The organism is Halanaerobium polyolivorans (assembly GCF_020711195.1).
GTDB classification, from domain to species: Bacteria; Bacillota; Halanaerobiia; order Halanaerobiales; family Halanaerobiaceae; genus Halanaerobium; species Halanaerobium polyolivorans.
The window spans coordinates 19189-32115 of sequence record NZ_JAJFAT010000011.1 but is presented as its reverse complement, the minus strand read 5'-3'; the positions used below and the strand labels follow the sequence as shown (position 1 = coordinate 32115).

14 protein-coding genes, 1 tRNA gene and 1 other RNA gene are annotated in these 12927 nt (G+C 34.3%); all 16 read left to right on the top strand.

From position 1 onward, the window contains the following. The first annotated feature begins 81 nt into the window (after window positions 1-81). The 16 genes from dnaG to secD all read left to right on the top strand — a co-directional run bounded on the left by dnaG (window position 82) and on the right by secD (window position 12922). Window positions 82-1881 carry a DNA primase gene (gene dnaG / locus LJ207_RS08580; protein WP_229346067.1) on the top strand — a complete coding sequence of 600 codons (1800 nt, stop codon included), beginning with the start codon at window positions 82-84 and terminating at the stop codon, window positions 1879-1881. Window position 1882: 1 nt separating this feature from the next. After that, entirely contained in the window at window positions 1883-2965 is a 1083-nt protein-coding gene (rpoD, locus tag LJ207_RS08575) for an RNA polymerase sigma factor RpoD (RefSeq protein ID WP_229346065.1), read from the top strand. A gap of 147 nt (window positions 2966-3112) precedes the next feature. Continuing rightward, window positions 3113-3189: transfer RNA gene (locus tag LJ207_RS08570), tRNA-Ile, on the top strand. 105 nt (window positions 3190-3294) lie between these two features. Next, window positions 3295-4416 carry a Nif3-like dinuclear metal center hexameric protein gene (locus tag LJ207_RS08565; RefSeq protein WP_229346063.1) on the top strand — a complete coding sequence of 374 codons (1122 nt, stop codon included), beginning with the start codon at window positions 3295-3297 and terminating at the stop codon, window positions 4414-4416. Between the two features lie 63 nt (window positions 4417-4479). Then, window positions 4480-4817, top strand: an RNA gene (rnpB, locus tag LJ207_RS08560) — RNase P RNA component class A. Window positions 4818-4877: 60 nt separating this feature from the next. Then, a complete protein-coding gene (locus LJ207_RS08555) occupies window positions 4878-5087 on the top strand; it encodes a hypothetical protein (RefSeq protein WP_013406157.1) in 210 nt (69 codons plus the stop codon). After that, entirely contained in the window at window positions 5080-5289 is a 210-nt protein-coding gene (locus tag LJ207_RS08550; RefSeq protein WP_229346056.1) for a hypothetical protein, read from the top strand. The genes LJ207_RS08555 and LJ207_RS08550 overlap by 8 nt, the downstream gene beginning before the upstream one ends. Before the next feature lie 145 nt (window positions 5290-5434). Continuing rightward, window positions 5435-6199 (top strand): YebC/PmpR family DNA-binding transcriptional regulator, encoded by a 765-nt coding sequence (locus tag LJ207_RS08545; RefSeq protein WP_229346054.1) that lies wholly within the window; start codon window positions 5435-5437, stop codon window positions 6197-6199. A gap of 180 nt (window positions 6200-6379) precedes the next feature. Next, the gene (gene ruvC, locus LJ207_RS08540) at window positions 6380-6877 is read left to right on the top strand and encodes a crossover junction endodeoxyribonuclease RuvC (protein WP_229346052.1); all 498 of its coding nucleotides are present in this window, start codon (window positions 6380-6382) and stop codon (window positions 6875-6877) included. Further along, window positions 6874-7476, top strand: coding sequence for a Holliday junction branch migration protein RuvA (gene ruvA / locus LJ207_RS08535; protein WP_229346050.1), 603 nt, complete (start codon window positions 6874-6876; stop codon window positions 7474-7476). Before ruvC ends, ruvA begins: the two co-directional genes overlap by 4 nt. A 2-nt stretch (window positions 7477-7478) precedes the next feature. Further along, on the top strand, window positions 7479-8513 hold the full coding sequence (gene ruvB, locus LJ207_RS08530; protein ID WP_229346048.1) for a Holliday junction branch migration DNA helicase RuvB: 1035 nt from the start codon (window positions 7479-7481) through the stop codon (window positions 8511-8513). A gap of 18 nt (window positions 8514-8531) precedes the next feature. Beyond that, window positions 8532-9575 (top strand): tRNA preQ1(34) S-adenosylmethionine ribosyltransferase-isomerase QueA, encoded by a 1044-nt coding sequence (gene queA / locus LJ207_RS08525; RefSeq protein WP_229346046.1) that lies wholly within the window; start codon window positions 8532-8534, stop codon window positions 9573-9575. A 2-nt stretch (window positions 9576-9577) separates the two neighbouring features. Then, window positions 9578-10687: a tRNA guanosine(34) transglycosylase Tgt gene (gene tgt / locus LJ207_RS08520; protein WP_229346044.1), complete on the top strand. Its 1110-nt coding sequence runs from the start codon at window positions 9578-9580 to the stop codon at window positions 10685-10687. Between the two features lie 123 nt (window positions 10688-10810). Further along, complete coding sequence (yajC, locus tag LJ207_RS08515; RefSeq protein WP_229346042.1) at window positions 10811-11101, top strand: preprotein translocase subunit YajC; 291 nt, start codon at window positions 10811-10813, stop codon at window positions 11099-11101. Between the two features lie 37 nt (window positions 11102-11138). Then, entirely contained in the window at window positions 11139-11684 is a 546-nt protein-coding gene (lepB, locus tag LJ207_RS08510; RefSeq protein ID WP_229346041.1) for a signal peptidase I, read from the top strand. A gap of 29 nt (window positions 11685-11713) precedes the next feature. After that, window positions 11714-12922, top strand: a complete 1209-nt coding sequence (gene secD / locus LJ207_RS08505; protein WP_229346039.1) for a protein translocase subunit SecD — start codon at window positions 11714-11716, stop codon at window positions 12920-12922. The last annotated feature ends 5 nt before the right edge of the window (window positions 12923-12927 follow it).

Below are 12927 nucleotides of genomic sequence, written 5' to 3'. Positions count from 1 at the left end.
TATTTTAAATGCAGGATAAATTTATTTTTTAGAGAAATATAACTACAACAGAAGTATATTAAAAAGGTCAGGGTGGATAAATTGGCCAGATATTCAGATGATTTTATTGAAGAATTAAAAAGCAATGCAGACATAGTGGATTTTGTTTCTGATTATATTGAGCTGCAAAAATCAGGTAATAGATATAAGGGGCTTTGTCCTTTTCATAGTGAAAAAACTCCATCTTTTTTTGTTAATCCTGATAATAATTTTTATCATTGTTTTGGCTGTGGAGCTGGTGGAGATCTAATAAATTTTGTGATGGAGATTGAAAACCTCACTTTTGCAGAAACGATTAAGCTTTTAGCTGAAAGAAGTGGTATGGAATTACCTGATCTTAGTGATACTCAGAGAAGAAGATATAAGGAACGGGAAAAATTATTTGCCTTAAACAAATTAGCTGCAAAATTTTATAATTACCTACTGACAGAAAAAGAAATGGGAAATAAAGCTTTAGAATATCTTAAAAAAAGAGATATTGATCAAAATGATATAAATAAATTTCAAATTGGTTATGCTGCTGATGAGTGGCAGCTGCTTTTAAATTTTTTAAAGAAAAGAGATTTTAGTCTTGATTTAATCCACAAAGCAGGTTTAATTACAAAAGGAAAAAATAATTCTTATTATGATAAATTTAGAAATAGAGTTATTTTTCCGATTTATAACAATCGAGGTGAAGTAATAGCATTTGGGGGCAGGATTTTAGCAACGGAGGCCGCTGATTATGGGCCTAAATATTTAAACTCTCCTGAAACAGCAATTTTTAGCAAAAAGAAAAACCTTTATGGTCTGCATCTTGCTAAAGATGCAATCAGAAAAAAGAATAGCTGTATTATAATGGAGGGTTATACTGATATTATTCAGGCTCACAAAAAAGGTTTCGAGAACTCTATAGCTTCTTTAGGGACTGCTTTTACAGAGGAGCAGGCTAAATTGATAAAAAGATATGCAGAAAAAGCTTATATAGCTTATGATGCTGATACAGCCGGCAATATGGCTACTTTAAGAGGCCTGGATATTTTAAGTGATGCTGGGATTGATGTAAAAGTTATTCAACTTGCTGAGGGAAATGATCCCGATGATTTGTTAAGAAAAGAAGGGGCTGATATTTTTTCTGAATACCTTGCTGAAGCTTTAAGCCTGGTTGATTTTAAAATTGAAATGATAATTAAGGATAAAGATCTTACAGAACCAGGGGTGAGAATTAAGGTCTTAAAATCAATTATAAAATTGATCGCTGAGATTGAAGATGAACTAAAAAGAGAAATATACCTGGAAAGAGCTGCTGAAAAAACATCCTTTAAAGCTGAAGTCCTGGCAAAAGAGGTAAAAAAAGAAGTTAAAAAAATTAAAAGCAGGAATTATCGCAAAGATATAGAAAAAAATAATAGTGAGTCAAAAAAAGTAGATTTAAATACTCAGATTTCTTATTATCAAAAGATCGAAGAACAAATTTTAGCTCACTATATAACTAAACCTGAACTAAGGGAGAAAATTTCAGAAATATTAACTCCCGATGACTTTAGCGGTAGAGCAGCCCAGCTAGCAGATAGACTGTTTAAAGGCAGAGTAATTAGCGCTTCAGTTAACAATGATAGTATAAAAGATGAACTTGATAATGAGCTTTATTCTTATTGGTCAGAAATTATAGTTAAACAGAAAAGTTCTTTAAGTGAAGCAAGAATATTTGAACTGGCAGAATATATCAGTTCTTATAAGATCTCAAAAAGCAAAGAAAAGATTTGCAAATTTTTAGCAAGTAAAAATTATGATCTTGATAAATTAAATAGTATTTTAGTTACATTTCAGAAGATGAATTATAATATTGAAAGGAGGGACTAAAGTGGCTGAAAAAGATATAAGTCCTGCTAAAATAGATGAAGTACAGGCTCTTATTAACCGTGGCAAAGAACAAGGGGAGCTGACATATGAGGAAATAATGGATGCTCTTGAGGATATAGACCTTGATTCTGAAGATATAGAGCAAATTTATGATCTTTTTAATGAAAAGAATATAAATATTGTGAATGAAAAACTTCAGCAAGATGAGGAAGAGGATGATGATAGTGGTCTAGACCTCAGTGTACCAAAAGGTGTCGGCATTGATGATCCCGTTCGGATGTATTTAAAAGAAATTGGTAAAGTAGATCTTCTAACAGCTGATGAAGAGGTTATGCTCGCCAAAAGAATGGAACAGGGTGATGAGTGGGCTAAACAGCAGTTAGTTGAGGCAAATTTACGTTTGGTAGTTAGTATTGCTAAAAAATATGTGGGTCGAGGAATGCTTTTTCTTGACTTAATACAGGAAGGTAATATGGGACTAATGAAGGCCGTAGAGAAGTTTGATTATACTAAAGGCTATAAGTTTAGTACCTATGCTACCTGGTGGATTAGACAGGCAATAACTCGTTCAATTGCAGATCAGGCAAGAACTATTCGTGTTCCTGTTCATATGGTTGAGACCATTAACAAACTGATTAGAGTTTCACGTCAGTTGTTACAGGAAAAAGGTAGAGAACCTAAGCCAGAAGAAATTGGTGAAGAAATGGATATTTCGGCTGAAAAGGTTAGAGAGATTATGAAAATAGCTCAGGAGCCGGTTTCATTAGAAACACCTATTGGTGAGGAAGAAGACAGTCACCTTGGTGATTTTATAGAAGACGAAGATTCTCCTGCGCCAGCTTCTGCTGCTTCCTATATTCTCTTAAAAGAACAGCTTGATGGAGTACTTGATACTTTAACTGAAAGAGAAAAAAGGGTCTTAGAACTAAGATTTGGTATAGAAGATGGTAGACCAAGAACCTTAGAAGAAGTAGGTAAAGAGTTTGGAGTAACAAGAGAAAGAATTAGACAGATCGAGGCAAAAGCACTGCGTAAACTTCGTCATCCAAGTCGGAGTAAAAAACTGAAGGATTATTTAGAATAATCCTGAATAATTGCGTTATTATTAGCTTTTTATAGCTCTTATTACTTTACTGTTATTAAAAGTTGAAAAAAAAGCAAAAAAGGTCTTGACCTATTGGCTTTTATATCATATAATTAATCTTGTCGTTGCAAATAAAAAATCTTTAGCGGGCCCATAGCTCAGCTGGTCAGAGCAACCGGCTCATAACCGGTTAGTCCCAGGTTCAAATCCTGGTGGGCCCACCAGTATATTAACCCTGTTCTGATATAGAGCAGGGTTTTCTTGTCTGAATATATATATTTTTTTCTTGCTTAAAGAAATTATGAATTTTTTAAAAGGAGGAAGTTTTAATGGCTAAAATAGATGAAGTTATTCAATTAATGGGAGAGATAGCCCCGGTTAGACTTGCCGAAGACTGGGATAATGTAGGCCTACAGGTTGGAGATCCAAGTTTAGAAATCAACAATGTGCTGCTGGCCTTAGATTTAAATGCTGCAGTCTTAGAGGAAGCTAAAGCCAAAGATTGTGGTTTGATTATTACCCACCACCCTTTAATTTTCAAAGCCATTAACTCTATTAATACTCAAAGTGAAACAGGACGTTTAATTATGGAGCTGATTAAAAATGATATCGCCTTGTTTTCAGCTCATACTAATTTAGATATTGCTGAAGGTGGTTTAAATGATTTTTTAGCTGATAAATTGGATTTAAGAAAGCTCGAGATTTTAAGTGTCAGCAGCGAAAAGAACTATTATAAATTAGTTGTTTTTGTGCCCGAATCTCATCTGCAGACACTTAAAGATTCACTGTATGAAAATGGAGCTGGTAGGATAGGCAATTACAGCCACAGTGGTTTTGAAGTAAGTGGTACTGGGAGCTTTAAACCTTTAGCAGATTCAGATCCTTTTTCAGGTGAAAAGGGTAGAGTAAATAATGTGGAGGAATATAGGCTAGAAACCATTATTAAAGCTGAAGATATTAGCAAAATAAGCAAAAAAATGATCAAAGCACATCCTTATGAAGAACCTGCCTGGGATTTATATAAATTAGAAAACCTTAAAGAATCAAAAGGGATAGGAAGGATTGCCTATTTAAAAGAGCCGCTCAGTTTAGAAGAATTTATAATTAAGCTTAAAAATAAATTAGCTTTAAATAATTTTAAATATATTGGTAGTAAAGATAAAATGATTAAAAAGGTAGCTCTCTGTAGTGGTAGTGGGGCTGACTTTATAAAAGATGCCGCTTTTAATGGAGCTGATTTATATCTCACCGGTGATTTAAAATATCATGAAGCTCAATTAGCTGAAGAATTAAATCTGGCTTTAATAGATTTTGGCCATTATGGCAGTGAGAAATTTGTTAAAGAATTATTATTTAAAAAATTAACTAAAAAAGCAGAAAAAAAATCGATGCAAAATATCAATTTTATTCAGTCTCAAAAAAATACAAATCCCTGGAAAGTATGGGAATGATTTAAGTTGAGTAAATTACTTGACATATTATAAGACTGGTGATATACTTTAAATGGAAAAAAATAAGTTGACCAGATGATCGCATCTCTTTGAGATGAGGAAAGTCCGGGCTCCATAGGATAGGATGCCGGGTAACACCCGGTGGAGGTAACTCCCAGGCTAGTGCCACAGAAATATACCGCCTCAATTATTTGGGGTAAGGGTGAAAAGGTAAGGTAAGAGCTTACCGGGTTTCAGGTAACTGAAATGCCAGGTAAACCCCATCCGGAGTAAGTCCAAATAGGGAGAAATTAAGAGTGATCCGCTCTTCTCCGGGTTAGGACGCTAAAATAAACAGGCAACTGTTTATTTAGATAGATGATCATCCCAGACAGAACCCGGCTTAAAGGTCAACTTATTTCATATTTTTTTGAAGGCTTTTATTTTTGTAATTTTTAAAAAACTCAAAAAGGGGTGTTTAAATGCCAAAAGATGTACTAGAATTAATCAACTATATCGACTCAGCAATCAACAAAACTAACCAATTCGATAATTATTCTCCTGAAATGAGTGAAAGAGTGCTTGATAACAGAATAATTACACTTGAAGGATATTTAAGATTTATCGAAAGAGAAACTATGCCTACTTTAGAGAAATTGATAAATCAATTTGAGGAGGTTAATAATGGTTGACCAAATATACTACAAAATACAGTACCCATTAAAAAAATCTATCGATATGATGAAAGTTATAGACAAAAAAGATATTAATGAAATAGCAGAAAATTTAACTGAGTACGACAAAGAAAAAATAGAGGCATTTATTTCTCACTGGTCTGAAAATGGCAAAAAAGAACTACAAAATTTAGTTAGAAATTTAAGAAAAGCTAAATAATTTTCTATAAATTAACCATGGCTTAACCGTCATGGTTTCTTTAACTAATTATCTTTTTTTCTATTAAAGAAAGCCTAGCAAATATTGAAAAATAGCAGTAATTATGTTAAAATTAACTGCAAACTGATTATAAGGAGGTTGAATTATGGCTGGACATTCTAAATGGGCAAATATAAAGCATAAAAAGAAAAAAGAAGACAAACGGAGAGGAAAACTCTTTTCCAAATTGAGCCGTAAAATTGCTGTCGCTGCTCGTGAAGGTGGCGGAGATCCTGAAATGAATGCAGATCTCAGAATGGCTATTCAGAAGGCAAAAGATAATAATATGCCCAATGATAATATAGAGAGAGCTATTAAAAGAGGAACCGGTAACCTGGAAGGTATGAGTTATGAATCTTTTGTATATGAAGGATATGGGCCAGGTGGAGTTGCAATATATATGGATATTATGACAGATAACAGAAATAGAACAGCTGCTGAAATAAGACATGTTTTAGATAAAAATGGCGGTAATTTAGGTGAAAACGGCTGTGTTTCCTGGATGTTTCAACGCAAAGGTGAATTGATAATCGATCTTAATGAATTCGAAATTGATGAAGATGAACTTCTTTTAGAGGCTCTTGAAGCCGGAGCAGAAGATTTAGAAATCGAGGCAGAAGAAGCTTATATTTATACAGAACCAGGAAATTTTGAATCAACCAGAAAAGCTATGGAAGAGAGCGGTTATGAGTTTGCTTCTGCTGATTTAGCGATGATACCTGATAATATGGTATCACTTGATAAGAGCAATGCTAAAAAGATGCTGCGTTTAATAGATAAACTAGAAGACCATGATGATATACAGGATGTTTACTCTAATTTTGAAATAGAAGCAGAGATTAGAGAAGAGATTGAAGCAGAAGAAGATTAAAATAGTTAATATTTGTTCTTTGGTTTAAGCTGATTATAGCTCTTAATAAGGACACTGTAAAAAGTGTCTTTATTTTTTTGCGAATTAATTATGAACCGTAAATATCGCATTTAGATTGTCGAATAAGCTATTTTATGATATAATTATTTCAAACTTATGTTTGAATGGTGGGTGTTATAATTGAGGATTTTAGGGATTGACCCAGGGCTTGCTACTATTGGTTATGCTCTGGTTGATAAAGAAAGTAACAGCTTTAAAGTCTTAGAGTATGGAGTTATTAAAACTTCAGCAGATAAAGAAAATATCGAAAGACTGGAAATTATCCACAGAAATATTCAAGAATTGATTAAAGAGTTTAAACCTGAAGAGATGGCTGTAGAGGAACTGTTTTTTAACAAAAATGTTAAAACTGCAATTAAAGTTGGGCAGGCCAGAGGGGTTATACTTTTAGCTGGTTCACAGGCTGGGATAAAAGTAGCTGAATACACTCCCCTTCAGATTAAACAGGCAGTGGTTGGTTATGGCAGGGCTGATAAAAGACAGGTCCAACAGATGGTTAAATCACTATTAAATTTAGTTGAACTGCCCAAACCTGATGATGCTGCTGATGCACTGGCAATCTCTATTTGTCATGGTCATGTTTACAGTGCCCATTCTGGATGGGAGGAAAGATTATGATAGGATTTTTAGAAGGAGAATTGATTTATTTAGAAGCAGGACAGGCTATAATAAATATCAATGGAGTAGGTTATGAAGTTGAGCTGGCAGGTTTTGATAAATTGCCCACCATTGGTGATGATATAGAACTTTATATATATACCTATGTCAGAGAAGATGCTTTAAAATTGTTTGCCTTTCCCAGCAGAAAAGATAAAGAATTATTCGAAATACTGATAACTGTCAACGGGATTGGCCCCAAAGCCGGTTTAAATATTATTAATACCATGCCTGCTGATCGTTTTATTTCTGCTATTATGCAGGAAAATGAAATTATTTTAAAAGAAATCTCTGGTATTGGACCAAAAACTGCTCAGCGCTTAATACTTGAACTACAGAGCAAATTAGAAGACTTTGCTTATTTAAAATCTGGTCAGGAGAGTTCAGCAGTCAAAACAGCTGAAGATGCGGATAGACAGGATGTTGTTGATGCTTTAACAGCACTGGGTTATAAGATTTCTGAAATAAATAAAGCATTGAGGAAGATAAGCTTTGAAGATGGATTAGCTGTTTCTGAAAAGATTAGACAGGTATTAAGTTATCTAGGTAAGGAGAGATAAAGATGGAAAATGAAAGAAGAGTTGTTTCTCCTAAAAAGAAAAAAGACGATAAAGCAGTAGATAAGGGGCTGCGTCCTCAAAGCCTGGCAGATTATATTGGCCAGAGTAAATCTAAAGAAAAATTAAAAATATTTATTGAGGCAGCCAGCAATAGAGAAGAAGCCCTTGACCATGTAATGCTTTATGGTCCTCCAGGGCTTGGGAAAACTACCCTGGCAGGTATAATTGCCAATGAGTTAAATGTTAATATCCATCAAACATCTGGCCCTGCTATTGAAAGACCTGGTGATTTAGCTTCTATTTTAACTAATTTACAGAGCAAAGATGTTCTTTTTATTGATGAAATCCACCGCTTAAATAAAATGGTTGAAGAAGTTTTATATCCTGCGATGGAAGATTACTGTTTAGATATTATTATCGGCAAAGGTCCAAGTGCAAGATCGGTTAGATTGGATTTAGCTCCTTTTACTCTGGTTGGAGCAACAACTAAAGCAGGTAGATTAAGTTCCCCCTTAAGAGATAGGTTTGGGGTTATCAATAGACTTGAGTTTTATAATAAAGATGAGCTGCAGGAGATCATACTCCGTTCTGCAGAAATATTAAATGTTGATATTGAAGCACATGGAGCTTTAGAGATTGCTCGACGCTCAAGAGGGACTCCCCGGATTGCTAACCGTCTTTTAAAAAGGGTGAGGGATTTTGCCCAAGTTAAAGCAGATGGTATAATAAGTCAGGAAGTAGTAGATTCTGCTCTAAAATTGCTGGAAATTGATGAGCTTGGTTTAGATAGAATTGATCATAAATTATTAAAAACAATTATCTTAAAATTTGGAGGAGGTCCGGTGGGATTAAATACCCTGGCAGCCTCTATTAGTGAAGAAACAGAAACAATTGAAGATGTTTATGAACCCTATTTACTTCAACTAGGATTTTTAGAAAGAACTCCCAGAGGTAGGGTTGCCTCTTTAAAAGCATATCAGCATTTAAATATCAAAGAAGATGTTAAAAAACGCAATTTAGATTTATTTTCAGATTAGTTTTGGAGGTATTATTAAATGAGAGTAGAGGAATTTGATTATCAGCTGCCGGAAGAGTTAATTGCCCAGAAACCGCTTCCGGAAAGAGATATGTCAAGATTAATGGTTTTAGATCCCCAGAATAAAGAGATAAAAGATGATCTTTTTAAAAATATAAAAAAATATTTAGAACCCGGAGATAGATTGGTTTTAAATAACAGTCGGGTTATACCGGCTAGGTTATATGGAGAAAAGATTCCAACCGGGACTGAAATTGAAGTCTTATTATTAAATGAACTAAAAGAAGGACGCTGGGAAGTATTAGTCAAACCAGGGCGAAGAGCTAAAAAAGGGGTCAAGGTTCAATTCCAAAATATATTAGAGGCGGAAGTTGTGGAATACACCGATTTTGGGGGAAGAATTGTTCAATTCAGCTGGGATGAGAAGGCTGGTAGTTTCGAAGAAATCTTAAATAAACTTGGTGAAATGCCCTTACCACCATATATTAAGCAAAAACTAGATAATCCGGAGCGATATCAGACAGTTTACAGCAAAAAAAGAGGCTCAGCTGCTGCACCAACTGCAGGACTTCATTTCACAGATCAGCTATTAAATGATCTAAAAAACTATGGAGTTAAGATCGATTATATTACCCTCCACGTAGGTTTAGGAACTTTCAGACCGGTCAAAAGCGAAAAAATTGAAGATCACAAAATGCATGCAGAATATGCTGAAATTTCTTCAGAAACTGTGGCAAAAATTAAAGAAACTAAAGCAAGAGGGAATAAGGTTGTTGCTGTTGGTACTACGGTGACAAGAACTTTAGAGGCTGCAGCTCAGTCGGGAAGCTTAAAAGCTTTTAAAGGTTGGACTGATATATTTATTTATCCGGGTTATGACTTTAAGGTAATTGACTCTCTAATCACAAATTTTCATCTACCTAAATCAACTCTTTTAATGCTCGTCTCTGCTCTGGCCGGAAAAGAATTTATCTTAAAAGCATATAATAAAGCGGTAGCAGAAGAATATAGATTTTTTAGTTTAGGGGATGCGATGTTGATCTTAAACAGGAAGGAAGATTAGTTTTGTTTGATTTTGAATTATTAAAGGAATCTAAAAACACTGAGGCAAGATTAGCTGAAATAACAACTTCACATGGAAAAATAGAAACTCCGATCTTCATGCCGGTAGGCACCCAAGCTACAGTAAAGGCTATGAGTTCCAGAGAATTAAAAGAGATCAATTCTCAAATAATTCTTGCCAATACCTATCATTTATATCTCAGACCTGGAGATGAATTGATCAAAAAAGCTGGTGGTTTACATGATTTTATGAGCTGGGATCGCCCTATTTTAACCGATAGTGGTGGTTTTCAAGTATTTTCGCTTTCAGATATGAGGGAAATTAAAGAAGAAGGAGTCTATTTCCGCTCTCATTTAGATGGTTCTAAGCATTTTATTTCTCCAGAAAAATCAATGCAAATCCAAAAAAATCTGGGTTCAGACATTGTAATGGCTTTTGATGAATGTCCACCTTATCCTGCTGAAAAAAGTTATGTAGAAAAATCTCTCAATAGAACTTTGCGCTGGGCAGAAAGATCTAAAAAAGAGATGGAAAATAGTGAGCAGGCACTTTTTGGTATAATTCAGGGTGGAGTTTACCCGGAATTACGCAAAGAAAGTGTTAAAGAGATCTGTAAATTAGATTTTCCCGGTTATTCCATTGGTGGAGTTAGTGTTGGTGAGCCCAAAGAAGAAATTTATAAGATTTTAGATTATACAACTCCTATTATGCCTAAGAATAAGCCGAGGTATTTGATGGGAGTAGGTACACCTGAGGATTTATTAGAAGGTGTTTATTATGGTATCGATATGTTTGATTGTGTAATGCCAACCAGGATTGCTAGACATGGACAGGTTTTCACCGCTGAAGGGAGACTAACTGTTAGAAATGCAGTTTATGCAGAAGATTTTAATCCTTTAGATTCAGATTGTGACTGCCATGTTTGTCAAAATTACACCCGGGGTTATATTAGACATTTATTGAAGAGAAATGAAATATTGGGTGTGAGGTTAACAAGCTATCATAATCTCTACTTTATGCTTGAATTTAGTGAAAAAATTCGAAAAGCAATCAAGGAAGATAGATTCTTAGATTTTAGAGAAGAGTTTTATCAAAAATACAAATTGAAGTAAGTTGTTGAAAATCTTAAGGATTGATGATATTATTCTTGTAATAAATCTTTTATTTAGCAGGAATATTATTTTTATTGTTGAAATAGTTATGAGAGATAATAATTAATTAGGAGAGGATATTAAATGGAATATTTGTACGCGATTTTACCTTGGATATTAATTTTCGGTATTTTTTGGTTTTTCCTTATCAGACCACAGCAAAAACAAAAAAAAGAACATCAGGATATGCTGGACAAGCTTTCTGTGGGAGATCAGATAGTAACCATAGGTGGTATTAAAGGTAAGGTAGTTAAAATCAGAGATAACAATGTTAGAGTTAGAGTTAGTTCAGAAGTAGATATTGACTTTGTTAAAAGTGCTATTTCTAAGGTCAAAGAAAAAGGTAATAATAGTCAAGAGAGCGCAGATAAATAAGAATATTATTGGACTTAAATGAACTGGGGGATATAATGTGAAAGGTGCGATAAAAGAATTTTTACAGTCACTGGTAATAGCAGGTATTTTAGCTTTCTTTATAATTACCTTTGTTGCCCAGTCTTTTGTTGTTGATGGAAACTCTATGGCAGATACACTTCAAAATGGAGAAAGACTTTTTGTAAATAAGTTTATTTACAGAATAAACCCTCCTGAAAGAGGAGATATAATAGTATTTAGTCCCCAAGGAGCTCCTGCTCAAAAATACATTAAAAGGGTGATAGGTCTTCCAGATGATACCGTCTATATTAAAGACGGTGTTACTTATGTAAATGGTGAGGCAATAGAGGAAGATTATATCAAAGAAAAAGCAATAGGAGATTTTGGCCCTTATGAAGTTCCGGAAGAGAGTGTTTTTGTTTTAGGTGACAATAGAAATCACAGTGCTGATAGTCGCTTTGATAGTATAGTTGGTTTTGTAGATTATGATTCGATTTCTGGAAAAGCTTTTTGGGTTTACTGGCCACTGAACGAAATGAGGCTAATTGAACATCATGATTATGATTTATCATTTGAAAATTAGATATTTATTGTTAGGAGGATTTATATTTAATGAGGTATAAGCAAAAAAGAAGAATTAAATTTATCATTATCTTAGCTATTATTGCTTTTTCTCTCTTTTTATTTCTTCATTACGGGATTAACTTAGGCTTAGATTTACAGGGGGGAGCCCAGATAACATTACAGGCCCAGCCAACTGAAGATAGAGAAATTGATGATAGTGTTATGGCAGGTATAGTTGGGGTAATTGAAAGAAGGGTTAATCAATTAGGGTTGTCTGAACCCTTAATTCAGCGAGAAGGAAGTGACAGAATTTTAGTTGAACTTCCTGCTGTTGATAATCCAAATCAGGCAATTGAAACTATTGGTAGAACAGCTATGTTAACATTTAGAAATGACGATGGGGATGTTTTAATGTCAGGTGAGGCAGTTAGAGATGCTAGAGCAGATCATGATCAATATGGAAGAGCTGTTGTTTCATTTACTCTAACTTCTGAAGGTTCAGATAGATTTGCAAATATTACTAGAGAATATATGGGAAGAAGAATTGGAATATATTTAGATGATGAACAACTTACAAATCCTACAGTTCAAGCTGTTATTGAAGAAAGAGGACAGATAACAGGTTATGATTCTGTACAGGAAGCTGAAGAGCATGCAATTTTAATTAGAGAGGGTGCTTTACCAGTTCCAGTGGAGGTAATTGAAACCAGAACAGTTGGACCAACCTTAGGTTCAATAGCAATTCAAAGAAGTATAATTGCTGGTTTAATTGGTTTATTAATTGTAGGTGCTTACATGATTTATTACTATCGTTTCCCAGGTGTTTTAGCTGCAGGTGTATTAGCTATCTATGGTGCAATGTTGATGGGAACACTTGCCGGATTACAGGCTGTGCTTACCTTACCTGGTATAGCAGGTTTAATACTCTCTATTGGTATGGCTGTTGATGCTAATATTATTATTTTTGAGAGGATTAAAGATGAAATGAAAAGTGGTAAAACATTGAGGGCTGCTGTAGACTCAGGCTTTAAGAGAGCTTATATCACAATATTAGATGCCAATGTAACCACTATAATAACTGCTCTGATTCTGGCCTATTTTACAAGTGGTACAGTTAGAGGTTTTGCTGTAACCCTTGGTATAGGTATTGTAGTTAGTATGTTTACTGCCTTTTTTGTGACAAGAAATGTTATTGATATTTTCACAGGGAGTAAACTAATGCAGGCAGAAAAAGCCTTCGGGGTCAGAAAGGGGTAATTGAA

What these genes read in the sequence shown, in the direction of transcription:
- LJ207_RS08565 (WP_229346063.1), top strand. Translation starts at nt 3,295, where the DNA reads ATGGCTAAAATAGATGAAGTTATTCAATTAATGGGAGAGATAGCCCCG.
- LJ207_RS08555 (WP_013406157.1), top strand. Translation starts at nt 4,878, where the DNA reads ATGCCAAAAGATGTACTAGAATTAATCAACTATATCGACTCAGCAATC.
- LJ207_RS08550 (WP_229346056.1), top strand. Translation starts at nt 5,080, where the DNA reads ATGGTTGACCAAATATACTACAAAATACAGTACCCATTAAAAAAATCT.
- LJ207_RS08545 (WP_229346054.1), top strand. Translation starts at nt 5,435, where the DNA reads ATGGCTGGACATTCTAAATGGGCAAATATAAAGCATAAAAAGAAAAAA.
- ruvA (WP_229346050.1), top strand. Translation starts at nt 6,874, where the DNA reads ATGATAGGATTTTTAGAAGGAGAATTGATTTATTTAGAAGCAGGACAG.
- ruvB (WP_229346048.1), top strand. Translation starts at nt 7,479, where the DNA reads ATGGAAAATGAAAGAAGAGTTGTTTCTCCTAAAAAGAAAAAAGACGAT.
- queA (WP_229346046.1), top strand. Translation starts at nt 8,532, where the DNA reads ATGAGAGTAGAGGAATTTGATTATCAGCTGCCGGAAGAGTTAATTGCC.
- yajC (WP_229346042.1), top strand. Translation starts at nt 10,811, where the DNA reads ATGGAATATTTGTACGCGATTTTACCTTGGATATTAATTTTCGGTATT.
- secD (WP_229346039.1), top strand. Translation starts at nt 11,714, where the DNA reads ATGAGGTATAAGCAAAAAAGAAGAATTAAATTTATCATTATCTTAGCT.